At 66.4% G+C, this 23,393-nt stretch carries 18 protein-coding genes and 1 tRNA gene; 11 read left to right on the top strand and 8 right to left on the bottom strand.

Features of this window, described 5'->3' with window-relative positions; genetic code table 11:
* Position 1: 1 nt before the first annotated feature.
* The 5 genes from VKV57_00725 (at position 2) to VKV57_00745 (ending at position 6,974) form a co-directional block, all read left to right on the top strand.
* Positions 2-1,378, top strand: coding sequence for an MmgE/PrpD family protein (locus VKV57_00725; GenBank protein ID HLW58428.1), 1,377 nt, complete (start codon positions 2-4; stop codon positions 1,376-1,378).
* Positions 1,359-2,201, top strand: coding sequence for a fumarate hydratase (locus VKV57_00730; GenBank protein HLW58429.1), 843 nt, complete (start codon positions 1,359-1,361; stop codon positions 2,199-2,201). The genes VKV57_00725 and VKV57_00730 overlap by 20 nt, the downstream gene beginning before the upstream one ends.
* A complete protein-coding gene (locus tag VKV57_00735) occupies positions 2,198-2,770 on the top strand; it encodes a Fe-S-containing hydro-lyase (protein ID HLW58430.1) in 573 nt (190 codons plus the stop codon). The genes VKV57_00730 and VKV57_00735 overlap by 4 nt, the downstream gene beginning before the upstream one ends.
* Before the next feature lie 446 nt (positions 2,771-3,216).
* The gene (locus VKV57_00740; GenBank protein HLW58431.1) at positions 3,217-4,452 is read left to right on the top strand and encodes an HD domain-containing phosphohydrolase; all 1,236 of its coding nucleotides are present in this window, start codon (positions 3,217-3,219) and stop codon (positions 4,450-4,452) included.
* The gene (locus VKV57_00745) at positions 4,449-6,974 is read left to right on the top strand and encodes an MFS transporter (GenBank protein HLW58432.1); all 2,526 of its coding nucleotides are present in this window, start codon (positions 4,449-4,451) and stop codon (positions 6,972-6,974) included. The genes VKV57_00740 and VKV57_00745 overlap by 4 nt, the downstream gene beginning before the upstream one ends.
* 59 nt (positions 6,975-7,033) lie before the next feature.
* On the opposite strand, the gene VKV57_00750 is transcribed toward VKV57_00745, so the two are convergent.
* From VKV57_00750 to VKV57_00760, 3 genes are read right to left on the bottom strand one after another with little or no spacing between them, the layout of a single operon-like run.
* The gene (locus VKV57_00750) at positions 7,034-7,939 is read right to left on the bottom strand and encodes a fumarylacetoacetate hydrolase family protein (GenBank protein HLW58433.1); all 906 of its coding nucleotides are present in this window, start codon (positions 7,937-7,939) and stop codon (positions 7,034-7,036) included.
* A 39-nt stretch (positions 7,940-7,978) separates the two neighbouring features.
* Positions 7,979-8,839 carry a thiamine pyrophosphate-dependent enzyme gene (locus VKV57_00755; GenBank protein ID HLW58434.1) on the bottom strand — a complete coding sequence of 287 codons (861 nt, stop codon included), beginning with the start codon at positions 8,837-8,839 and terminating at the stop codon, positions 7,979-7,981.
* A complete protein-coding gene (locus VKV57_00760) occupies positions 8,832-10,691 on the bottom strand; it encodes a 2-oxoacid:acceptor oxidoreductase subunit alpha (protein ID HLW58435.1) in 1,860 nt (619 codons plus the stop codon). Before VKV57_00760 ends, VKV57_00755 begins: the two co-directional genes overlap by 8 nt.
* A 920-nt stretch (positions 10,692-11,611) precedes the next feature.
* On the opposite strand from VKV57_00760, the gene VKV57_00765 reads away from it, so the two are divergent.
* The 4 genes from VKV57_00765 to VKV57_00780 all read left to right on the top strand — a co-directional run bounded on the left by VKV57_00765 (position 11,612) and on the right by VKV57_00780 (position 16,211).
* Positions 11,612-12,199, top strand: a complete 588-nt coding sequence (locus VKV57_00765; GenBank protein HLW58436.1) for an acetate uptake transporter — start codon at positions 11,612-11,614, stop codon at positions 12,197-12,199.
* 127 nt (positions 12,200-12,326) lie between these two features.
* On the top strand, positions 12,327-14,432 hold the full coding sequence (gene acs, locus VKV57_00770) for an acetate--CoA ligase (GenBank protein ID HLW58437.1): 2,106 nt from the start codon (positions 12,327-12,329) through the stop codon (positions 14,430-14,432).
* A gap of 514 nt (positions 14,433-14,946) precedes the next feature.
* Positions 14,947-15,315: a hypothetical protein gene (locus tag VKV57_00775; GenBank protein ID HLW58438.1), complete on the top strand. Its 369-nt coding sequence runs from the start codon at positions 14,947-14,949 to the stop codon at positions 15,313-15,315.
* A complete protein-coding gene (locus tag VKV57_00780; protein ID HLW58439.1) occupies positions 15,222-16,211 on the top strand; it encodes a UPF0236 family protein in 990 nt (329 codons plus the stop codon). The genes VKV57_00775 and VKV57_00780 overlap by 94 nt, the downstream gene beginning before the upstream one ends.
* A 160-nt stretch (positions 16,212-16,371) precedes the next feature.
* Here the strand turns inward: VKV57_00780 and VKV57_00785 are convergent, their stop codons facing one another.
* Positions 16,372-16,644: an HU family DNA-binding protein gene (locus tag VKV57_00785; protein ID HLW58440.1), complete on the bottom strand. Its 273-nt coding sequence runs from the start codon at positions 16,642-16,644 to the stop codon at positions 16,372-16,374.
* A gap of 397 nt (positions 16,645-17,041) precedes the next feature.
* On the opposite strand from VKV57_00785, the gene VKV57_00790 reads away from it, so the two are divergent.
* Positions 17,042-17,575 carry a hypothetical protein gene (locus VKV57_00790; GenBank protein HLW58441.1) on the top strand — a complete coding sequence of 178 codons (534 nt, stop codon included), beginning with the start codon at positions 17,042-17,044 and terminating at the stop codon, positions 17,573-17,575.
* Here VKV57_00790 and ilvD read toward each other — a convergent pair.
* The 4 genes from ilvD to VKV57_00810 form a co-directional block, all read right to left on the bottom strand.
* Entirely contained in the window at positions 17,572-19,257 is a 1,686-nt protein-coding gene (ilvD, locus tag VKV57_00795; GenBank protein ID HLW58442.1) for a dihydroxy-acid dehydratase, read from the bottom strand. The two genes, VKV57_00790 and ilvD, sit on opposite strands and share 4 nt — an antisense overlap.
* Before the next feature lie 226 nt (positions 19,258-19,483).
* Positions 19,484-20,506, bottom strand: a complete 1,023-nt coding sequence (locus VKV57_00800; GenBank protein ID HLW58443.1) for a peptidyl-alpha-hydroxyglycine alpha-amidating lyase family protein — start codon at positions 20,504-20,506, stop codon at positions 19,484-19,486.
* Between the two features lie 498 nt (positions 20,507-21,004).
* Complete coding sequence (locus VKV57_00805) at positions 21,005-22,246, bottom strand: hypothetical protein (protein ID HLW58444.1); 1,242 nt, start codon at positions 22,244-22,246, stop codon at positions 21,005-21,007.
* 479 nt (positions 22,247-22,725) lie between these two features.
* A tRNA-Phe gene (locus VKV57_00810) sits at positions 22,726-22,801 on the bottom strand.
* A 166-nt stretch (positions 22,802-22,967) separates the two neighbouring features.
* Between VKV57_00810 and VKV57_00815 the strand changes: the two genes are divergently transcribed.
* Positions 22,968-23,315 (top strand): hypothetical protein, encoded by a 348-nt coding sequence (locus VKV57_00815; GenBank protein HLW58445.1) that lies wholly within the window; start codon positions 22,968-22,970, stop codon positions 23,313-23,315.
* Positions 23,316-23,393: the final 78 nt, after the last annotated feature.

A 23,393-nucleotide genomic window follows, 5' to 3' on the forward strand; every position in this document is an offset into this window, starting at 1 on the left:
CATGGCCTCCGTCCACGCACCGGCGTCGCACGCGACCAGGGCGCTCGCGGAGTGGGTGGCATCGCCCCACTCGCTCCCCGAACTCACGACAACGATGGCCAAGCGATGCGTCCTCGACTGGCTGGGGGCGGGCTACGCCGGATGCGACACCCCGGCGGGAAGGATCGCCACCCGGCTCGCCGCCGCCCTCGGTGGGCCGGAAGAATCCACGTTGCTCGGCGGTCGCCGCGCGGGCTGCACCGCCGCGGCGATGGCCAACGGCATCACCTCCCACGCCGTCGAGATGGACGACCTGCACCGGCCGTCGGTGATGCACCTCGGCACCGTCACGATCCCGGCGGCGCTCGCGCTGGGGGAGCGCGAACACTGCACCGGCCGGCGGCTCCTCGAGGCGATCGCGTGCGGGTACGAAGTAGGGGCTCGGGTCGCCGAGGCCTGCGGGGTTGCCCACTACCGATTCTGGCACGTCACCGGCACCGCGGGCACCTTTGCCGCCGCCGGTGCGGGGGCGGTCATCCTGGGCCTCTCCCCGCAGCAAACCCGCGATGCCCTGGGGAGCGCCGGGACGATGGCGGCGGGATTGTGGGAGTTTCTTGCGGACGGCACGATGAGCAAGACGCTGCACGCGGGCCGGGCGGCCGAGACCGGAGTCCTCTCCGCGCTGCTCGCGCGCGACGGGTTCACCGGCTCCGGTACCATCCTCGAGGGGGAAAAGGGCATCCTCCGCGCGATGGCCGGGGGCGGGACACCGGCCCGGCTCACGGACGGTCTCGGCGAGGGGTACCGCATCGACGAGAACTCGTTTAAGCTCCACGCGGCCTGCGGGCACATCCACCCGGCGATCGACGCCGCGCTGGAGTTGCGGCGGCGGGGCCTGCGGACGGACGAGATCGCCCGCGTCCACGTCCGGACCTTCCGCGTGGCGATCGAGGTGACGGGCATCCCGAATCCCCAAAACCCCTACCAGGCGAAGTTCAGCCTCCCCTTCTGCGTGGCGCTCGCGTTGGCGCGGGGACGTGTCGGGCTCGGAGAGTTTACGACCGACACCCTCGCCGATCCGGCGCTGCGGGCGCTGGCCGACCGCGTGACGTACGCCGAGGACGGGGGGCGTACGGCCGCGTATCCCGACCGATGGGGGGCGATCGTGGAAGTCCAGGGTAAGCGCGGGGACCGGCACGAGGTGCGGGTCGACACACCGAGGGGAAGCCCGGACAATCCCGCGACCGACGAAGAGTTGCTGGACAAATTCACCGCCCTCTCCGCGTCGAGACTGTCCGCGGAGCGGCGCGCCCGGGTGGCCGAAGCCATCGGCGCCATTGATCAAGCCTCGGACGTCACCGCGATCTCGTGGGGGAGCGATGCGGACGATCGACGCTGAGGCGATCACCCAGTCGGTCCGGAACCTCTGCATCACGGTCAACCACCAGATGGGGGCGGACATGCTGGCCGCCTTGGAGCGCGCGCGGGCGATCGAGGAATCGGAGATCGGCCGTTCGGTTCTCGATCGTCTGCTCGAAAACGCCCGTGTCGCCCGGGAGCAGTGGTTCCCGATCTGTCAGGACACCGGAACCGCCGTGGTGTTCGCCGACGTCGGCCAGGACCTCCACATCACCGGCGGGCCGGTGGAAGAAGCGATCAACGAAGGCGTGCGTCGGGGGTATCGGGACGGGTACCTGCGTGCGTCGATCGTGCGCGGACCCCTCGATCGCGTCAACACCCAAGACAACACGCCGGCGATCGTCTACTACCGGGTCGTCGGGGGAGACCGGCTGACCCTGTCGATGCTCGCGAAGGGCGCCGGGTGCGACAACATGAGCCGGCTGGCGATGCTGACCCCTTCGGAGGGTTACGAGGGCGCGGCTGAGTTCGTCACCCGCTGCGTCTCCGAGGCCGGCCCGAACCCCAGCCCGCCGCTCATCGTTGGGGTGGGGATGGGCGGGACGTTCGAGCGAGCGGCGCTCCTGAGCAAGCGCGCGCTCCTCCGGCCGGTGGGCGACCCCAACCCCGATCGGCGCCTGGCGGAACTGGAAGCGGATCTCCTGCGCCGCATCAACGATCTCGGCATCGGCCCGGCCGGGTTCGGGGGGCGTATCACCGCCCTCGCCGTTCACGTCGACAGCCACCCCACTCACATCGCCAGCCTGCCCGTCGCGGTCAACCTCGACTGCCACTCCCACCGGGCGGGGCACGTCGTCCTATGACGCGGGCGCGCATCCCCCTCCGCGCGCCGTTCGCCCCGGATGAGGGGGAGCGTCTCCGCGCCGGCGATCAGGTGCTGATCTCCGGGGTCATCTACACCGCTCGGGATGCCGCCCACGAGCGTTTGATCCGCCTGCTCGGGGCCGGGGAGCCGCTGCCGGTCGACCTCCGAGGACAGGTGATCTATTACTGCGGCCCGACCCCGGCCCGCCCGGGTCGGCCGATCGGGGCCGCCGGTCCCACCACCGCATCGCGGATGGATAGCTACACCCCCGCCCTGCTCGCCTACGGAATCCGTGGAATGATCGGTAAGGGACGCCGATCCCCGGAGGTACGGGCGGCGATCCGACGATGTCGGGCCGTCTACTTTGGGGCCGTGGAGGGGACGGCGGCGCTCTTGGGAGAACGGATCCGCACCGCCGAGGTGATCGCGTTTCCCGACCTGGGGGCGGAGGCGATCTTCCGGCTCCAGGTCGATGACTTCCCCGTGGTCGTCGTCAATGACGTCGCCGGGGGTGACCTCTACGAAGAGGGACGGGCGACGTACCAGAAGGGCGGGGGCGATCACTAGTTCGATATCCATCGGGCGGAGCAGGGAATCTACGTTCGCATGGGAATAGTCCTGATAAGCTGGCGCCGCGAAGCGACGAAGCGGGCCTCAACGGGAAGCATCCCAGCGCAGCGATATGGGTCGGATACACGGTCGTGGGATGCTCGAGTCCACATAAGGAGGCACCACTCTAACCAGTTACATGAGTGCCGGATTCCGGGCGATCAAGAGTCGCTGCGGCATCTCACGCCGCAAAATCCTCCCAAAAATATCGGCGATGCGCCGATCGAGGAGGATAGTGTCTCTGGCACCCGGCAGCTTGCAGTGAATATCCGGGGCAGCACATCGGGGCAGGGTGCGGCCAATGGCAACCCGGTTGGCGTTACCCGCATTTGGTATGGCAGGCGACAACGGCGGATAGGCCCGAACAACCCCAGCCCGGAATCCGGCTAAGCTCTTCGGCGTGCATGCGTATCCGCCTCAGTGATATCCCGACCACAGTACGAGGCCATGTCTTCGGACTGATTCTGGTTTACGTCCCCCTCGCGGTCTGGGCGTTCCCGCAGAGCCGCCCGGTCGTGGTGACCGGAATCGCCACGATTTTTGCGCTGACGTACCTCGTCAAGCCGATCCCGAACCCCTCGGGCGGGAGCACCTTTCCAAACAACAGCGTCAAGATCGTCGCCGCCCTGGTCTGGATGCCGCAAGAGGTCCTGATCGGAGTAGCCTTAGGCTCCTGTCTCGGCCTCCTCCTGTTTCGCAAGTACACCTGGTGGCTCGCCGTCATGAACGGCGCAACGTGGGGGCTGGCCGCCGGAGCCGCGACCCTGGCGGCCCACCTGGTGATCCCAACTGCACCCACCATTGCCGACCTGGCCGTCGCCGCCCTCATTGCGGTCGTCACGAACCGCGTCGTGAACGAAAGCACGTTCTCGGTCTACCAGTCCCGACGGTTCGGCCATCCGTATCTTCCCACTTGGCTCCACAATATCTTCGATCAATGGCCCAGCCAGATCTTCGCCGCCCCCATGGGGATCGTCCTGGCGACCCTGGCCGTGCGCACGGGGTCGCCTTTGTGGGCGCTCGCCCTGACCGGGGTGTCGGCGATCGCGCTCCCGATCCCACGCCAAGAGCTCGCCTACTACCACAGGGCCCGAGAAATGCTGGGCGAAATCGTGGAGGCCGTGGTGCGGGCCATGGAAGGCATCGATCCGCGCACGCGCGCCCACGGAGACCGCGTCGGCACCTTGGCCGCGGATGTCGGACGGCGGTTGGGGATGCCGGAAGAGTTTCTTCGAGCCGTCCAACTCGCGGCGCGGCTGCACGATGTCGGCATCCTGGCCGGCCCCGCGGGGTCGCCGACACCCGAAGACCGGGCGCCGATCGGCGGTCGGATTCTCGCACGGTTCCCGGATCCGATGGTCGCTCAAATCGTCCGCGGCCACCACGAACGGTGGGACGGCCAGGGGGTGCCCGACCACACACGCGGGAATGCGATCCCTTTGGGCGCCCGCATCGTCGCGGCGGCGGAGATCTACGACTGCGCCGTGGAGGGGCTTCCCCCTTACGAGAACCCGCTGTCGCCGCAGGAGGCGGCGAGCCATCTGCTGTCATTGGCGGGCACGGTCCTCGACCCAAAGATCGTCATCACCCTGCTCCGCGCCGCGGCGGAGCAGAGAACAGAACTCGATGCGGCCGGATGACATCCCCTCCCCCGCACGGAAGGCCGTCGCTGCGGATCGTGTTCGTCACGATCCTCCTCGCCGTAGAGGTTCTCGCAGCCCTCCTCATCGCGATCAAGAACTGGACGAGCGCAGGCGGCACGGCCGTCCTCATCACGGCGCTCACCATTATCGTGCTCGACTTCTTTCCCATCCACCTGGATCCCGCCGGCGAGCTCCGGCTGACAAGCGTCATCACCATCCCCACACTGGTGCTGTTCGGTTGGCCGACGGCCCTGCTCGGAGCGGCGATCGGCTCGATCGCCAGTATCTTCCACCAACCGCGGGGAGACACGCTAATCCGGTGCACCGAGCGGCTGGCGTGCCTCGTCGCCGCTGCGGCCGTCGTCGCGGCGTTTGGGATATCACGGCCGGGCGACGACGTCGGTGCGGTGGTCTACGCCGCCTTGGGGTACACGTTGATCCGCACCCTCGTCATTTCCACGCGCATGCACACGCAGGAGGCGATCGCCTGGTCGAGGGCGTTCCGGTTCCTGATGAACGCGACCTTCTTTCATTTGGGGGTGTTCACCGCCGTCGCGGTCATCACGGTGTGGCTCGTCAACAGCGACCCGTCGGCGGCCAGCCGCCTGCTCGGCCCGATGCTCGCCGCGGGTGTGACGCTGCAACTCTACCTCCCGCGCATCCTCCGCGGCCAGGAGCAGCGCCGGGTGCTCGCCGCCGTCTCGGTCCTGGCCGCCGCCGTCGACGCGAAAGATCCCTACACCGCCGGCCACTCGGCGGACGTCGCCGAGTTGAGCCGCCGCGTCGCCCGCATCTTGAATCTCGACGAACCGGAAGTCCATCGCGCGTACCTCGCCGGACTGCTGCACGACGTCGGCAAGATGGTCGTCCCCTCCGGCGTCTTGCTGAAACCGGGCAAGCTCACCCCTGAGGAATGGGAAGTCATGCGCTCGCACGTCGAGGCCGGTGTGCACATCGTCGAAACGATCGGAGGGCTGGCGGGGGTCGCCCCTATCGTGGCGGCCAGCCACGAGCAGCTTGACGGTCGCGGGTATCCCGCGGGGCTGCAGGGCGACGCGGTCCCTCTCGGCTCACGCATCAACCTGGTGGTCGACGCCTATAACGCGCTGACCACAAATCGACCCTATCGAGCCGCCCGCTCTCCGGAAGCGGCGATTCAGGAACTCCAGAAGCACGCCGGGACGCAGTTCGATCCTCGGGTGATCGCCGCCCTCTGCACCGCCCTGGGGTCCCCGCAGCCCACGGGAGCACCCGGCCCGACAACAAGTCGCGGCACGGGCTGGCTCCGGCCCCTGACGCTCCTCCGCCGTCCCGCCTACGGCCTGCTCTGGGTCGGGCAGTTGGTGAGTTTTCTCGGAGATGAGATCTTCACCATTGCGCTCACGGCCTGGGTGCTGGCGCTGACCCACTCTGCGACCCTCGTGGCGCTGACGTTCATCATGGCCACGATCGGCCAGGGGCTGCTCGGATTCTTCGCCGGGGCGCTGGCGGACCGGATGGACCGCCGCGGGTTGATGATCGTCGCGGACCTGTCCCGGGCCGCGTTCGTCGCGGTCCTCCCCCTGATCATCCTCCACTCGCTTCCCGCCGGATTCGGCCTCCTGATCCTGATCAACGTCGGGACGGTGTTCTTCAGGGCGGCGGTCTACGCGCTGATGCCGTCGGTCGTGCCCACCGACGACCTGCCGACGGGGAACGCGTTGTTCGTCTCGACCGAACGGATCGCGGAGATCGTCGGCGGGCCGTTGGGGGGGGTCCTCGTTGTCGCCCTGGGCTACCAAACGGCGTTCTATATCGACGCCGGGACGTTTCTGTTCAGCGGAGTGTGCGTGGGCCTGATGCCGGTCGCGTGGCGCATCGGGCTGGGCGGCGGGCAGCCAAAGAGGATCTTCACCGAGATCGGCGACGGCCTCCGCTACATCTGGCAGACCCCGCTGCACCGCCTCTTGGCGTTGCTGATCTTCCCCGGGTACCTGACCCTGGCCTTCGCGGCGCTCCGCGCGCCGATGATCATCCAAACGGCGGGGCTGCCGGTCCTCGCCTACGGCATCATCACCGGCGCGGTCGGCGTGGGGAAACTCGTCACCGTCATCGCCCTCACCTTCTCGGGAAAACGGTGGGCCAACGTGCCGTTCACCGTCATCATGTTCTTGCTCACGTCACTGGCGATCGCCTGGTTCGGCTCGGGCTTGGGGTACGAGACCCTGCTTGCGGCGGCGTTCCTGTTCGGCGTCGGCAACATCGCGACCAAGATCGCCAACGAGACGATCTCGATGGGCAATACGCCCTCCGCCATCCTCGGGCGGTTGATGGCCAGCCGCCAGGTCTTCATTGCCGCGACGACGCTGGTCGGGACGTTGGCCTTCGGCCGGCTGGCCGATCTCGCCGGCCCGCCGGACGCCATCGTCCTGCTGGGGGCCGTCTCAGGGGTCGGGACCTTCGCGGTATGGATCCTGGGGGGCCAGCGGGCGGCCCACGACCGTCCGGAGCGGCACGTTCCCGATAGCGCGGCCGAATAGCGGCGGACCTGGACGGGCGATCCCGCGCCGGTTCGGCCCCCACCTACCGGGGGCTCCAGCTACGACACCCGGACCGCGGTGTTCCTCAGGACACCGATCTCTTCGGCTCCGATCTCAATCACATCCCCCTCCTCGCACGCGAACTCATCAGGGGGGACGATCCCCGTCCCCGTGAGGAGCACGGTCATGGGGGGAATGTCATTGGCGCGACGCAGATAGGTGACAAGTTCCGCGATGGGCCGCCGGATCCGGGCGGTGCTGATCTCACCCCGAAACGCGGTCCGGCCCCGCCGCTCGATGCGGCACCACAGGGTCAGCCGCCCGGCCGCCGACGCGTCGGCGAGAAAAATCGTCGGGCCGATGCTGCAGCAGGCGCGGTAGATCTTCGTCTGGGGAAGGTACAACGGGTTCTCCCCCTCGATGTCCCGGGCGCTCATGTCGTTGCCGAGTGTGTACCCCAGTACCTCCCCGCCGCCGCCGAGCACGACTGCGAGTTCCGGCTCCGGGACGGTCCAGCGCGAGTCGGCGCGGATCCCGACCGGGGCGTTCGGCCCGACGCAGCGGGACGCCGTAGCTTTGAAGAAGACCTCGGGCCGTACGGCGTCGTAGATTTTGTCGTAGATCCCCACGGTCGTGGTTTCCGCGAGGCGCGCCTCCCGGCTGCGCTCGTAGGTTACCCCCGCCGCCCAGACCTCGGGTGGGGTTACCGGAAGGAGCAGATGCGGAGCGTCGGGATCGGGAGAGCGATCGAGGTCGCGGTAGGAGTACGACGGTGCCGGCCCCCGCAGATTCCCCACGAAATCGCGGAGGCTCCCGCCGGACGGGGTGCGGCGGGCCAGGTCGACCAGTGCATCGAAGGACTCCAACGCGGGCGCATCTGGAGGGACCAGCTCTCTGATCGTCTCGCCTTCGCACACGCCGAGCCTGGCCCCCTGCCCGGGGATCCAGTACCGGACGATCCGCATGCGCGCTGCTCCTCGGGCGACGGTGTGGGGACGCGGGGCCTAGCGCAACCCCTCAAGCATGGGGGTGAGATCGATTCCCTCCAGCTCTTTCGCCCACATCGGCAGGCGCTTCGCCGGCACCCGCTGCCGGGGGTGACGGTAGATCACCCCTAGGGGCAATTTTCCTCGGCGCTCGAAGTCGCGCAGAAGATCCCAAGCGGCATCCTCGCGGCTCGCATCATGGCTCGCCGGCACCGACTCGCAGTGCGCGCGGAACCAGTCGTAGGTGTTGAACTTGTTATACGTGACGCACGGAGAGAAATCGTTCACCACGGCGAATCCCTTGTGGCGTACCGCCTCGACAAACATCTCGGTGGCATGTTTGGGGTCCCCGGAAAACGACTGGGCGACAAACGACACGCCGCACGTCAGTGCCAGCTTGACCGGATCGATGAACGGGGGGTGCTCCTCTACCGACGTCAGGTACGGCTGGCCGAGCCCGGCGGAAGGAGAGTCCTGCCCTTTGGTCAAGCCGTAGACTCCATTGTCCATGATGACGAGGGTGATGTCTGGATCCCGGCGGCAGGTGTGGACGAAATTCTCCACCCCGATCGCCAGCGTGTCGCCATCACCGGCCAGCGCGAGCACGGTCAGTTCGGGATTTGCCATCTTGGCGCCGAGCGCATAGGCGAGCGCGCCGCCGTGCGTGCCGTAGAACGAGTTCCCGTTCAGGTAGTTTCGGATCTGGCCCGAGCAGCCGATGCCGCCGACGAGGAAGAGTTCCGACGGGGTGAGTTCGAGCGCGGTCAGCGCGGCTTTGATGGAGTTGAGCACCGCATAGTCGCCGCATCCGGGGCACCATTGGATCCGATGCCGTGGGGTGGCGTTCTGCTCCCAGATCGACTTCGTCGCCTCAGCCATCGGTACCCGCCTCGACCATAATGGGCTCTTTGCCTCCCAACCGCACCGCCTTGGCCCCGTTGTGCGCCACCTCGTGAACCGCCCTGACCACCTCGGACGGGTAGAACGGGCGGCCGTTGTACTTGAGCACCCGCCGGACGGGGATGACGCAGTGGGCCTGGATCAACTCGGCCAACTGGCCGGTGTAGTTGTGCTCGCAAACGATCACGCGCTCTGCGGCTTCCAGGATGGGCTTCGCGAGGTGGGTGGGGAACGGCCAGAGGTGGGTGAAGTGCACGACCACGGCCGGCGTCCCCTCGGCCTCGAGGCGCTGCTGCGCCTCCAGCAGCGCGGGCTTGGTCGACCCCCACCCCACGATGGCGAGGCCCCCGGCGGCCGAGCCGTAGACTTGTGGCGGACGCGCGTCGTGTTGAAGGTAGCTGACCATCTTCCGCATCCGCTTGTCCATCATCGCCACGCGTTTTGCGGGTTCGGTGGTGACGAATCCAAACTCGTCGTGCTCGGTGCTGTTGATCTTGCTCACGCCGCCCCGCGTGCCGGGGATCAACCGAGGAGAGACCCCCGACTCGGTGATCCGATAGCGGAAGTATCGCTCCTCTCGCACCTGCGCCTCCGCGGCGACCTGTCGTTTGATGGCCGTCCGCCCCGAGTGGAAGACCGACTCCGGCACCGTCACGCGCCCCTCGCTCAGGTTGAGGTCCGTCATGAAGTACACGGGGCACTGGTAGACCTCAGCGAGCCGCACCGCCTCATGGATCAGCGTGTAGCACTCCTCGATCGTCGACGGCGCCAGCACAATCCGCGGGATCTCGCCGTGGCCGCCGGTCGTCACCAGGTAGAGATCGCCCTGCTCGGCCTTGGTGGGCATCCCGGTGGAGGGGCCGGCCCGCATCGCATCGACGATCACCAAGGGGGTCTCGGTCACGCCCGAGACCCCGAACTCCTCTACCTTCAGCGACAGGCCGGGGCCGCTCGTCCCGATCATGCTCACCGCTCCCACGGCGCTCGCGCCGAGCGCCGCGCGAATCGACTCGCGCTCGTTGGCGCCCTGGAGCGCGCGCCCCCCGTACTGAGGAAGGTACCGTTCCATGAATTCGAGGATCGACGACGCGGGAGTGATCGGATACCCCGCGTAGAACCGGACGCCGGCCTCGATCGCGCCGATGACCAAGGCTTCGTTTCCGGCGATGTAGACCGCCGGGCTGGGGTGTTGAAGCGGCTCCAGGCGGTAGCCAACGTTCGGCCACCGGCGCTCCGACAGAATGGCTTCAACCGCCGCGCGCCCGCGGCGGGCCGCCTCCATGTTGAGATTGACCAGATCGGGGCCCTTCCGGCCGAACCGCTCTTCCAGAAGACGGCGCAACCACCGCTCATCTTGATCGAACTCCAGGAGGCGGAAGAGCGCCCCGGTCATCACGACGTTCTTCACAACCTCTTTCTTCAGGTCACGCAACGCGATTTGGCGAGCGGGGATCGGGAAAACGTGAACCCCCCGGGCCTCCAACCGATCCGCCGGCACGGCCCCGGTGGAGCTGTCGTAGAGGAGCACCCCCCCGTCAACCAGGTGTCGGCCGTGCCGCAGCAGCGTGTCCCGGTTGGGCTGCTCGGGGACGTCGATGTCGACGTCATACTCCAGCCCGACGAGAATGTCGATGGCCTCGTCTCCCCAAGAGAGGGACGGGCCATCGGAGATCATCAGAGGGTCATACTGGTGCGCCCCGTAAATCGTCGAGGCGAACCCCCGTTCCAACGCCATCACGTGTAGCCCGGTCCGGCTGAGGATCCGGCCAAGGAGATCGGTGATCGTCGATACGCCGTCCCGCAGCTGCATACCACCAATGAGCAGCTTCATCCGGTTCACTTTCATAGTCGACTGCTGCCTCCTGGAGCCGCAGGGGGGGGAGCGTGGCGGGGCGCACTAACCCTATTCACGCCCGAGCGTCGCGGCTCAAGCCTTCCGACAGAGTATATTAGCACTTCTTCCCCGGTTTCTCTACCTTAAGACCCGAAGCGCGCCTCAGCCACCCTCCCCCTGCGCAGGCCATGGGTCGGTCCGACGGGACGTCGATGCGCAGCCTCGTCGCCGCCGACATGCTGATCCCCCGAACCACGCACTGCCCCAGGCCAGACGGAACGGACAGCGACGTGTACCGGATCCGGGCTGTAAGCCGTCCACCAGGAACGTTGCGATCGAGCCAACCAAGGCCAGCGTAACTCTATCCGCAAACCGCCGAGCACCGTCCAGTCAGGATATAGCCTCCCGCCTACCGCTGCGGCGGGTTTTCATTCTCCACCTTTAGATGTTCTCCTGGGGCCGGGACGATTGACCCGTCCCCTTTTAGAAAAGCGAAGCAACCCCGAGGCTATAGGTTTCCCCCGTTCGCTCCTCATGCGATCTGGGGCCCCTCCCGCACATCCGTTGCTCGTTGAACGCATCCGGGGGACTCCGCGACCAGAGATGTGGCATTCGCTTACTCGGATCGACCTCAGGCGAAAGCGCACACCGACAGCCGCCAGGGGGACCGACACCTTCAACCGCACCCACGCAACCTCCAAGGACATATGGGGGCGGTTCAACGGCCTCACGAAAGCCACCCCGGCCATCAGCCACACGTTTTTGATAACGAACATACATGCGCTTATCATCGCCGCAGGAGGAGCCACGTGGGCCATCGCGAAGGGGAGCCACACTCGGGGGGGGGGTTGCCTGGGCGCGCTTATTGGTCGCGTTTTGGCCAGTGCGGCCCGCCTCACAAAAGGGAGGGATCCCGCATGGCGGTAGAAGGGAAACCGGCTCTTGCCGTAGCTGATCCTGCTCCGCTCGGGCTCGGTGGTTTCGCCCTTACCACGTTCGTTCTCAGCGCTCACAACGCTGGCTGGGCCCCCGATATCATCTGGATCGGTCTCGCTCTCTTCTATGGGGGGGCCGCTCAGTTCTTGGCGGGGATGTGGGAGTTCAAGAACAAGAACACTTTCGGCGCCACCGCGTTTTCGACGTACGGCGCGTTTTGGTTCAGCCTCGCCACGTTCGTCCTGCTCCAGATCTTCGGCAAGGGCGTCTCGCAAGCCGATTTGCTGCCGGCGCTGGGATGGTTCGTGCTCGCCTTCGCCATCTTCAATACCTACATGATGTTCTGGAGTACCCGGACCAACACCGCAGTGTTCCTCGTGTTTCTGACCCTGGAGATCACCGAGATCCTGCTCTTCATCGGATTCTTTTCAGGGTCGGCGATGTTCATCCACTGGGGCGGATATATCGGCGTCATCACCGCCCTCGTTGCGTGGTATACGTCGGCGGCGGGGGTCATCAATAGCATGTCACCAAAGCCGGTGCTACCGGTCGGCGGTCCGATGTGGTGACCGCCGCGGATCATCGCGCGGGTGGCGTCGGCTGGGCCCGAGGCCACCGGTCGTCTTCGAGGAAGTAGGACGGCGCGCCATTGCGCCTAATCTATGGGAAGGTCGTACATAAGGAGGTTCGATGCTAATGGCTGATGTTCCTGAGAACCCTGCCGTGATCGAGGTCAGCGAAGCGGAGATCGCCGTCCACTGGAAGGAAGAAGAACTCTACTATCCGCCCGCCAAGTTCATCGCCCAGGCCAACCTCGCCGATCCATCGGTTACCGAGAGATTCAGTCTCGACCGGTACCCGGAATGTTTTCGGGAGTACGCCGACCTGCTGACCTGGGATAAGTACTGGCACACTACGCTCGACACGAGCGATGCGCCGTTCTGGAAGTGGTTTGTCGGCGGCAAGCTCAACGTCTGCTACAACTGCGTTGACCGGCACCTCGGCCAGTACAAGAACAAAGCGGCGTTCATCTGGGTCCCGGAGGCGGTGGATGAACCGCACGTGGTCATCACCTACCAGGAACTGTACTCCCGGGTCAACGAGGTGGCCGCCCTGTTGCGCGACTTCGCGGGCCTAAAGGCCGGTGACCGCGTCACGCTCCACCTCCCGATGACCCCGGAACTCCCCGTCACGATGCTGGCGTGCGCCCGGTTAGGCGTCATTCACTCCGTGGTCTTCGGCGGGTACAGCGGAGAGGCGTGCGGGATCAGGATCGCGGACTCCGGGAGCCGCGTCCTTATCACCATGGACGGTTACTATCGGAACGGCAAGGTGATTGACCATAAGGTGAACGCGGACATCGCCTTCAAAACGGCCGAGAAGGAAGGCCAGAAGGTCGACAAGATCCTGATCTGGAGTCGGTTCCGCGATAAGTCCGCCTCCAGCACCCCTATGGTCAAGGGCCGGGACTACCTGATGAACGAAGTCCTGAAGGACTATGCCGGCCGGAGGGTGGAGCCCGTGTCGATGGACGCGGAAGCCCCCCTCTTTCTCATGTACACGAGCGGGACGACCGGACGGCCGAAGGGCTGCCAGCATCGGACCGGAGGGTACCTGGCATACGTGGCCGGGACCTCGAAGTACATCCAGGACATCCACCCGACGGATGTCTACTGGTGCTTCGCCGATATCGGGTGGATCACAGGACATTCCTATATCGTCTACGGCCCCCTCGCGCTGGCCGCGACCAGCGTCATGTACGAAGGTGTTCCCACCTATCCTGACGCGGGGCGCCCGTGGCGCATCGCCGAGCGCCTCGACGTCAATATCTTCCACACCTCACCGACGACGGTCCGAATGCTCCGCAAGGTCGGCGCGGACGAGCCCAAGAAATACAAGTATCACTTCAAGTGTATGACGACCGTCGGGGAGCCGATCGAGCCGGAGGCGTGGCGGTGGTACTACGACGTCGTCGGCAGGCGGGAGGCCGTCATCACGGACACATGGTGGCAGACAGAGAACGGCGGATTTCTCTGCAGCACGAAGCCGGCCTTGGATCCCATGAAACCCGGAAGCGCCGGCCCCGGCATGCCCGGGATCTTCCCCGTCATCTACGATGAGGAGGGGAAGGAAGTCCCTCGGGGTTCGCAAAAAGCCGGAAACATCTGCATCCGCGCCCCCTGGCCCGGGATTATGCAGACGATCTGGGGCGACCGCGACCGCTATATCAAGACGTACTTCGCGAAGTACTGCAAGAACCCGAAGAGCAAGGACTGGCGGGACTGGCCATACTTTGCCGGCGACGGCGCGCTGTATGCGGCCGATGGGTACTTTCGGATCCTCGGCCGGGTCGACGATGTGATCAATGTGGCGGGCCACCGCCTCGGCACCAAGGAGTTGGAGTCGGCGTGCCTCACCGTCCCCGAGGTTGCGGAAGCCGCGGTGGTTCCCGTGGTGGATGAGCTGAAGGGGCGGGTGCCGGAGGTGTACGTTTCGCTCAGACCGGGTGTATCCTCCAGCAAGCAACTCCAGGAAAAGATCGTTCGCGCGATCGAAACGACGATCGGCAAAATCGCCCGGCCGAAAGAAGTGCGCATCGTCCCCGACATGCCGAAGACCCGCTCGGGCAAGATCATGCGCCGAGTTCTCGCAGCGATCTCGAACACGATGGACACCGGAGACATAACGACGTTGGCGAACCCCGATGTCGTCGAACAGATCCGCGAGGCGGTCCAGGGCAAAGGGCGGGTCGCGACCAAGGCGGGACCCGAGGACATCAAGCGCTTCGGGGATGTCTCGTGATCACCCCCGCGCCGGTCGAAGGAGGAGGGGAGATTCCCCTCTAGCGGGGTGTGGGTAACCGGGGCGCACCGGTACCCCTGCCGATGCGAGAGGCCCTGGTGCCCTCAGTGTTGCGCGACCGATCGGTGCCGGAACGCGATCGATGGGTAGCCCCCGGAGCAAACTCCGGGGGCTACCCGGTAAGGGATGGCGAACCAACGTAGCATAGGATCACGCCCGCGGAAACGGACGTGGACTCCGTCACGGGTCGCGGACTACGGTCCGTCCTAACGCGGGGAAGACGTCCGGCAGCCGTTGCGTTTGGTGCGGGCGGGGTAGAGCGAGATAGTTTGACGCCAACCTGGCAGGACCATGGTACAACCCGTACCCGCACCTCGTGCCTTTTCCCCAGTGCTCCAGACGGGGCGCCGTCGTTTGGATGCATCTAAAAGTCTGTGATGGAGGGAACGAACAGGGCCCACCGTAGGGGGTAAGGTGACCAGACCAAACCCAGGAGGTGAGCCCTGTGAAGGAGATGACTCTCCCCTTCCGTCTGAGCATAGTCCTGACACAGACCGATGTCCACTGGGTGGAAGCGCAGTTGCTGGAGCAGCGGACGAAGCTCTTTCTGGAGGCGCTACACCAGGTGCTCGCGCACATCGAGGGGGAGGTCGTGCCGCGGGCGACGGCCTGTGAGCGCTGCGGCGGGCGGCTGGTGCGCAATGGGCAGGTCCCCCTGGTGCTGGAGACGCTGTTGGGGCGCGTGGACTATGCGCGGAGCGACTGCGGTGCCGGGGGTGCGGCGCGGACGTGTACCCGTTGGATGCGGCGCTGGGGCTGCTGCCGGGGAGTGGGAGTACGCTGGGAGTGCGGGAGCGGGCGCTGTGGGCGGCGGTGGAAGTGAGCTATGCGAAGGCCGGGGCGTTTCTGACGAAGTTCGCCGGGCTGGAGGTCAGTCACGGCAGTATCCACCGGTGGGCCGAGGCGGAGGGGCGGCTGGTGGAGGTGGAGGAGCGCGGGGCCCAGGAGGCGACGTTTGGGGGGCACCCGAGCGGGCGTGGGGAGCGACCGCCGGGGCCGGCGCGGCTGTACGTGCAGATCGACGGGACGCTGGTGCACGCGCGGCGGGCGGGGGAGATGGAGTGCAAGGTGGGAATCGTGTATAGCCAGCGGGCGGCGGTGTCGCGGGGACGGATCGCGCTGCTAGATAAGCGGACGTACGCGTCGTTTGACGATGCGGCCACGTTTGGGGAGCGGTTCTGGGTGCGGTGTGCGGCGGCAGGGGCGGCGGGAGCCGAGCAGATCGTGTTTGTGAGTGATGGGGCGCCGTGGATACACACCTTACAGCGGGGGTACTTTCCTGGGGCGCTGGTGGTGCTGGACCCGTGGCATCTGGCGCGGCAGATCCAGATGGCGTGGGGGGCGGACAGCGGGGGGCTGGTGGCGCGCAGTCTGGCCGACGCGTGGCGGGGAGACGTCCAGCGTCTGATGCGGCGGCTGCGGGCCTGCTTGGCGCAGGAGCGGGATCGGGAACGGCGGGCGAAGGGGCGAGATCTGCTGGGGTATGTCGAGATGAACCGCGAAGGGATTGCCAACTTGGCCCGATTCGAGGCGACCGGGTCCGGCGCGATGGAGAAGACGGTCGACGTCCTGGTGGCTCACCGCTACAAGAAGCGCGGCATGAGCTGGAGTCGGGGGGGATCGGGCGCTCTGATGCGGCTCCGGCTGCTCAAGGCGAATGGCGAATGGGATCGCTACTGGACCCGCCGCCGTGGGGCCTTTGCGCGCCGCGCGGCCTGATCACAGACTTTGGGATGCAACCCCGTCGTTCCGGACGGTTGACCGTGACGGACGTCACCTCTGACAGTTCCGCCATAGGCGGGTCCGATGCCGCAGTCGGGAAGAAATCGGTCCGCGGCACGCGGTGCCGCGGACCCGACCAACCTGTACCACGAACGGACTACTTCACTGCGGCCTTAAGCTCCTTCGCAGCCGTGAACCTGGGAACCGTGCGTGCGGGGACGCGTACCGGCTCACCCGTCTGCGGGTTGCGGGCAATGCGCGCCTTGCGCTTGGAGACCTTGAACGAACCGAACCCGGGGAACCGAACGCGATCGCCCTTCTTAAGGGCAGCGGTGAGGAGGTCGGTCACCTCGTCGACAACCCGCCCCCCTTCTGCCTTGCTCACCTTGAGCTTCTCGGCCAGCTTCGCCGCAAATTGTGCCTTCGTCATACGTCCCTCCTGCTCCGTCATCGATTAGTGCTCGGGAGTAGGGTGTTCGGGGGACAGAAGCCGTTTCCTTCTGCGAGCCGTGTCATATTTGGTCCCGGCGAGAACCCCCACCGCCGGGGCGGCGGGTAGCGCACGCCCGGTCGTATGTTCACGACGGCCGGGCGCCCATGTTCCAGCCGACATGCCGTCCCTCCCCTGGGGCGGCGAAATCCGCCGCGAACTCCGGCGTCAGGATTCATACCCGGTCGTCCTCTTGCGCCTGGAAGGCCGGCGTTCTCCGGGGCCCGGAAACCAAGCCGTGACGGGAAATCGGGTGGAGGAAGCCGAATCCTCTCCGGGGTGCATCAGTCGACCGGGCCAACACCCCAGACTGGGCGTTGAGGGAGGGGAAAGTCACATGCGAACCGTGCTCGCGCTCTTCATGGCCATCGCCGTCTCAACCGTCGCCGTCCCGGCTCAGGCAGGGGAAATCCAGGTCCCAGCCGGCACCTCGGTGTTGCTCAAGTTCCTCGACCCGGTGGACTCCGCCACGATCACCGAAGGCGCCACGGTGAAGTTCGAGGTGGCCGCGAACGTCATCGTCCAGCGGGCGGAAATCTTCCGCCAGGGCACCCCGGCGCAAGGGGTGGTGACCGACGTCTCACAACCGGGGATCTTCGGGAAGAACGCGCGGGTCCACGTCGCCTACTTGGAGGTGACGGCGACCGATGGGCGCCCGGTGCGCCTCTCGCCGCTTGATATCTCCGCCGACATGATCCGGCAGGCCAAGGACGCCGGCGCGGCGGGAGGAGCGAGCCTGGCCGGGATCATCATCCTCGGACCGGTCGGGCTGGCGGCGGGGGCCTTCATTCGCGGCGGCCACGTCAGCGTTCCGGCAGGAGCCGTCGGGACCACCAAGGTGGTGGAACCGTTCAAGCTCGAGACTCCTTAAAACCCCACGACGGCCCCCTGCGCCGACGTGGACACCAGCGCGGCGTACTTGGCAAGCGCTCCCGTTCGGTAGCGAGGTTGTGGCGCACGCCACGCCTTCAGCCGGGTCTGGAGCTCCTCGGGCGCGATCTGCAGATCGAGCCGCCGGTTAGGAACATCGATGTCGATCATGTCGCCATCGCGGACGACGGCGATCGGGCCGCCGTTCGCCGCCTCGGGGGCGACGTGGCCAATGACCAGGCCGTGCGAGGCGCCGGAGAACCGCCCGTCCGTGATCAGGGCGATCTCCTCGCCGAGACCCTGGCCGTAGATGGCGCCGGTGACGGAAAGCATCTCCCGCATTCCCGGCCCCCCCTTCGGTCCCTCGTTGCGGATGACGACGACATCTCCCTTCGACAACGTGCCGCGGACGACGGCGGCCATGGCGTCCTCTTCGCGTTCAAACACCCGGGCCGGCCCGCGAAGCGCGAGGCGTCTCACGCCGGCGGTCTTGATCACCGCTCCGTCAGGCGCCAGCGATCCGCTGAGCACGGCCAGGGTCCCGCTCGACGAGATCGGGGTGCGAAACGGCCGGACGACATCCTGTTTCTCGGCCCGCCGGACGTCCTTGAGGTTCTCGGCCATGGTGCGTCCGGTGACCGTCAGAACCCCGCCATGGAGACACCCCCCCTCCAGCAGTTCCCGAAGGATCACGGGCACTCCACCGACCTTGTCCAGGTCCGCCATCGTGTACCGACCGCCCGGGCGCAGGTCGGCGATGTGCGGGGTCCGGCGGCTAATCCGGTCGAAGTCCGCCAGTTCGAGCGGGACGCCCGCCTCGCGGGCGATCGCCAGCAAGTGTAACACTCCGTTGGTCGACCCGCCCATGGCCACGAGGGTGGTGATAGCGTTCTCGAAGGCCTCCCGCGTCAGGATGTCCCGCGGCCTCACGCCGTCAACGAGGAGCCGCATGACGGCCTCGCCCACCTGGTGGCAGAGCTGCGGCCGGCGCGGGTCGACCGCGGGGATGGAGGCGCTCCCGGGCAGCGACATCCCCAGCGCCTCCACGCACGAGGACATTGTGTTGGCCGTGAAGAGCCCGCCGCACGAGCCTGCGCCGGGGCAGGCGACGCACTCGAGACGGTAGAGATCCGCGTCGCTCATCTTCCCCTCGGCATGGGCGCCGACCGCCTCGTAGACATCCCCGATCGTCACATCCCGACCATCAAAATGACCGGGCATGATGGTTCCGCCGTAGAGGAAGATCGCCGGCACGTTGAGGCGCGCGATCGCCAGCATCATCCCTGGGAGACTCTTGTCGCACCCGGCGATCGCCACCAGCCCGTCAAACGCCTCCGCCACGACCATCAGCTCAACGGAATCGGCGATGATCTCGCGGCTGACAAGCGATGCTTTCATCCCTTCGTGGCCCATGGCAATCGCATCGCTGACCGCGATGGTCGTAAACTGGATGGGAGTGCCGCTCGCCGACCGAACCCCTTGTTTGACATCCTTGGCGTCGACATCGAGGTGGAGGTTACAGGGGGTCACTTCGTTCCACGACGACGCGACGCCCACCAGCGGCTTCTTCAGATCGCCGTCCTTGAGCCCGGTTGCCCGGAGCATCGCCCGATGCGGCGCGCGCTCGGGGCCTTCCGTGACCTGCTTCGAGCGGGATCGCGGGTCGGTTGCCGTCCTGGCCATCAGTTGGGAGCCTCCTGCCGAAGCCTGTAAACGCCGCAACGGTCGGCACACACAGGGAATGCTCGCCCCTTCTGCAGATGCACGTGCGAGTCCTGCCCGCGGCCCCAGGACTGGGCGGGTCCGTCGACGAACACCTGCGCCCGATGATCAGGCTGAGCTGTCCGCACTGCCACACGTCCTTCCTTCGCCTGACTGCGGCCGATGACGATGAAGAAGTGGTATGCCCTCACTGCCTGCGGCCGTTCGTCCCTGAGGAAGAGGAATGGGTTGATCCGGAAGACGAGTGACTGGACTTCGGCGTGATCCGCACAAACTTTCGGAAGCTGCGGGCCTCCCGCGGCGGATCGAGCTGGCGTCCGTACATCGTCCAGGAGACTTCTCCCACGTAGAGATCCCCGTGCGAATCGACGGCGATGGCGTGGGGCGCCAGAAACTGTCCCGCTCCCTCCCCCGGCAACCCATCGCCCAATCGGGCGAGCAGCTGGTCGCGGAGCGTGTAGATGCCCACCCGGGCTCCGAGGTTCGCCACCCCGGTGCTGACCGGAAGGCTCGGGCCAAGCTCCCCCACATACACCCGCTCGCCATCCGGATCCCGCTGATCGATAAACAACCCGCAGGGGCGGTACAGATTGTTCCACTGGGTTTCAAACTTACCCTGCGGGTCGAAGACCTGAATCCGGTGGTTCTCCCGATCGGCGACGTAAACGAACCCCTCGCGATCGACGCAAAGGTTGTGGGGGAGGTTGAACTGCCCGGGATCGGTGCCGGGCTCGCCCCACGAGAACAACAACGTGCCGTCGGGCGCATACTTGTGGACGCGAGAGTTCCCGTAGCCGTCGGAGATGTACAGCGAACCGTCCTGTGCCAGGGCCACATGGGTGCACCGGTTAAACGGCCGACCGCTCCGGATCGGCGCCGGCTTGCCGGGGGCCCCAATCGTCAGAAGAACCTTTCCGTCCAGCGTGCACTTCCTCACGGTGTGGTCCCCGTCGTCGGTCAGGTAGATCGTGTCGTCTGCACCCATCGTCACGGCGTGCGGCCGGGCGAAGACGCCCTCCCCCCACGACGCGAGGAACGCCCCGTCCCGGTCAAAAATCGTCACCGGGTGCTCGCCCCGACTGAACACATGCACGCGATCCTGGCGATCGACCCCCACGCCGGAGACCTCCTTAAAGGTCCACCCCGCGGGAAGCTTTGCCCAGTCCTCCACGACCTCAAAGACGTACTCGCCGTTCCCTACCCTCGCCACAGAGCCACCTCGCGCACCGAGATCAATTCACCGGGATCGATTTCCAGCGCATCGCGGAGGTCCCCTGCTCCTCCCCCCGATGCGCCCACGACTCGGGCCCCAAAGTCCCCTTACAATCCACACCGCCCGACGACGCTTCACCCTCGCGGGGCGTTTACGTGGCTCGAGCGGGACTACCGCAGACGGCGATTCGCTGGCAGTTCGACCGCCCGATAGTAGTACCCGCACCCCCTCTTCCGCTCGCGATGATCAACTGCAATCGATCCCGCTTCTTGAACCCCCGATGTCGACCGACTCCTCCGGGGGGCCGGGACTCAACAGCGGCAGGTTTATTGATCCCGCTGCTCGATCAGGCGCGGGACACGGCCCTGATGAACGCCGTATCGGCGGGCGATGTCCCCGCGACCGTGAAGGGAACCAGAGCCAACTCCTCCTCCTCGAGTATTCGCGCCACGCACATCGCACCATCGGCATTCGGACGAAGGCAGGGTCCCTCCGTCACGGCGGCCCGACGGTGAAGAGCACTGGGTAGTTCGCTCCCCCTTCGCTCATCGTGGATATGCGCAGATGCCCGTTCGCCGTTGGGGGCAGGTGGACCGTCGTCACCGTCCGGGGGGGGCCAGGCCCCACCGACGGAATATCGAGCAGGGCCCCGTTCACCAGCAGGGTCGCGCCTGCCAATCCGCTGTTGGCATGGATGGCCAGTGCCACGGTGGTAGGGTGCGCGGTTGGGTTGGTCAGTTGAACGTCAAACGTGTAAATCACGCCGTAATTCCCATGCAGCGGCTCCCCGCTCACCTCGTCCCGCAGGAGGTCTTCGTTCGCACCCACCCACATCATTGGTTCCGGGCCGCCGACCGCGTACGAGAAGCTCCGGGCGACGACGGGGGGCCCGACCACTCCTCGTTGATGCTGTGTATCGAGCGGCAGGATCCGGCTGAACACCGGAGGCTCCCCCCTCCGTGGGAATTGGGCGGCCAGCTGCACTTCCACCCCCGAGCCCTCAAGCACCGCGATCTGCGCGAGACCGCTGGCCACATCGTTGGGAGGCACGCGGGTGGCCAGCAGCGGGATGATCCCGTTCGGCGGGAGTTGGAGGAACACCCCGGCCCGCGCCCAGTACTGCTCCAGGAATCCCCTGGCCGCCGTGTGCCCGGCCCGAAGCTCGTCGGGGTGCGGCCCCCCCGTCGCGCCCACGATCAAGAGCCGCACGGGCGAGGGGGTAGGATTGACGAGGGTGAGGATCAGCCACATGTTGCGATCGGTTCTGCCATTTTGATGGTGGTACAGGATGCGAGCGGTCTGCGAGGCACCGAGGGTTCCGGCATCTAAGATGCCGTCGTCGCTAACGGTCTCCGGACTATCGCTCACCAGCAGTCGCTGCGCATCCCGCCCAACCGCCGGCGTGTTCGTGAGCGTCACCGGGACGACCCAAATGAGGGGGGCTCCTTCGGAGGTGGTGATGTCGAGCTTCGTCAGGACCGTAACAGACCGTCCCGGGGAAAGCGGACTCAGAACCGGCTGCGTGCCGGCCAACACAATCTCCGCATCCTCGAGCTGCGGGAACGCGATGTGAGCGGCCATTTCAATGGCCAGACGGAGCGTGTGGACAGGCGTCGGGGCCCCGGCCACCTCGACGTGAAATGGCGAACTGAGCCGAACCACCGCACCACGACTGTGCGCCAGGGGATAAAAAACGGAGATGAGGACGGCGGCCACAACCGCCAGGAGGGGAAGCACCCCCCCAACTTGGCGTCGGCAGTTGATGTGAGTGTGGTCTTGCCTGACCAATACCCCCATACCCTCTTACGGCATCCGATGCGATGTGTTCTTCGACTCTCGGCTCCTTTCCTACCGCAAAAGAGTGAAGAGGCTCCGCGATACCGGCGTCACTCGAACACCTCAGCCCAGGTCGCCACGCGTTTCAGAGCCGGGCGACGCAGGCACTGATTGCCATGCTCGCCGCTTCGCCGAAAACAGCCTCCTGAAAAGAGGATGGCATGCGCCGAGGGGGAGAATGGCGCCGGTCGCGGGCGCTTGTCGGAAATCGAGACGGCTGGGAGCGGTGGTCACCGAACGCCGGCGTCCGCGACGTCGGCCCGGCGCCTTGCGCCGCCAACGCCTTCGGACGGGGGTGAGTCACGATCCCTTCTATGAGGCACCCGTGGGTTAGCTCGCTTCGTGGTTCTGGCAACATCAACGCAAACCCATGATACGTATGGTGCCGGGGGACGGAGTTGAACCGCCGACACGGGGATTTTCAGTCCCCTGCTCTACCACCTGAGCTACCCCGGCGCCGAGAACCGGTTTGAGTATAGCCGACGGTCCCGCCCGCGAGCAAGGGCACGTGCCGGCCCAGTAGAAGCCGTGTGAGGCGATTCACAGCGTGCGCGGTCCCCCCCCGCTATGCTGGGCCGTGGAAAGCCCAGAGCTTTTACGCATACGGGAGGAGGTCGCGGTGGTGAATCTTCCGACGCAGCAACCAATCGGGGAGCACCTTGATGAGGGGAGAACGACACGGGTGACCTTCGCCCACACCCTGCGCATTGAGACCGGCGACGAGGGGACCGACGGCACCGCAGCACACGAGGCCCCGGACGCCGAATCGATGCTGTGGCAATGGTCGCTGAAACAACGGGACGACGGGAAACCGTCTGCGGAGACCCTGAGCCGGTTCGATCGAGTATGGGAGGCGTTTGTGGCGGGCGAGACGCGCCCCCGTGTGGATGCCCAGCCGGAGAGGAAACGCAGAACAAAAGCGCGGCCGTCATACCCGATGTCGATCTTGCCCGGGAGCATCGACCGCTAAGCCGATCGATCGGAAACACCATCTGGCGAGGGGCTGCGCGTGATTACGATCGTCCACTCGTCGCTCCGCGACGGCATG

The organism is bacterium, assembly GCA_035307765.1.
Lineage (GTDB): Bacteria > Sysuimicrobiota > Sysuimicrobiia > Sysuimicrobiales > Segetimicrobiaceae > Segetimicrobium.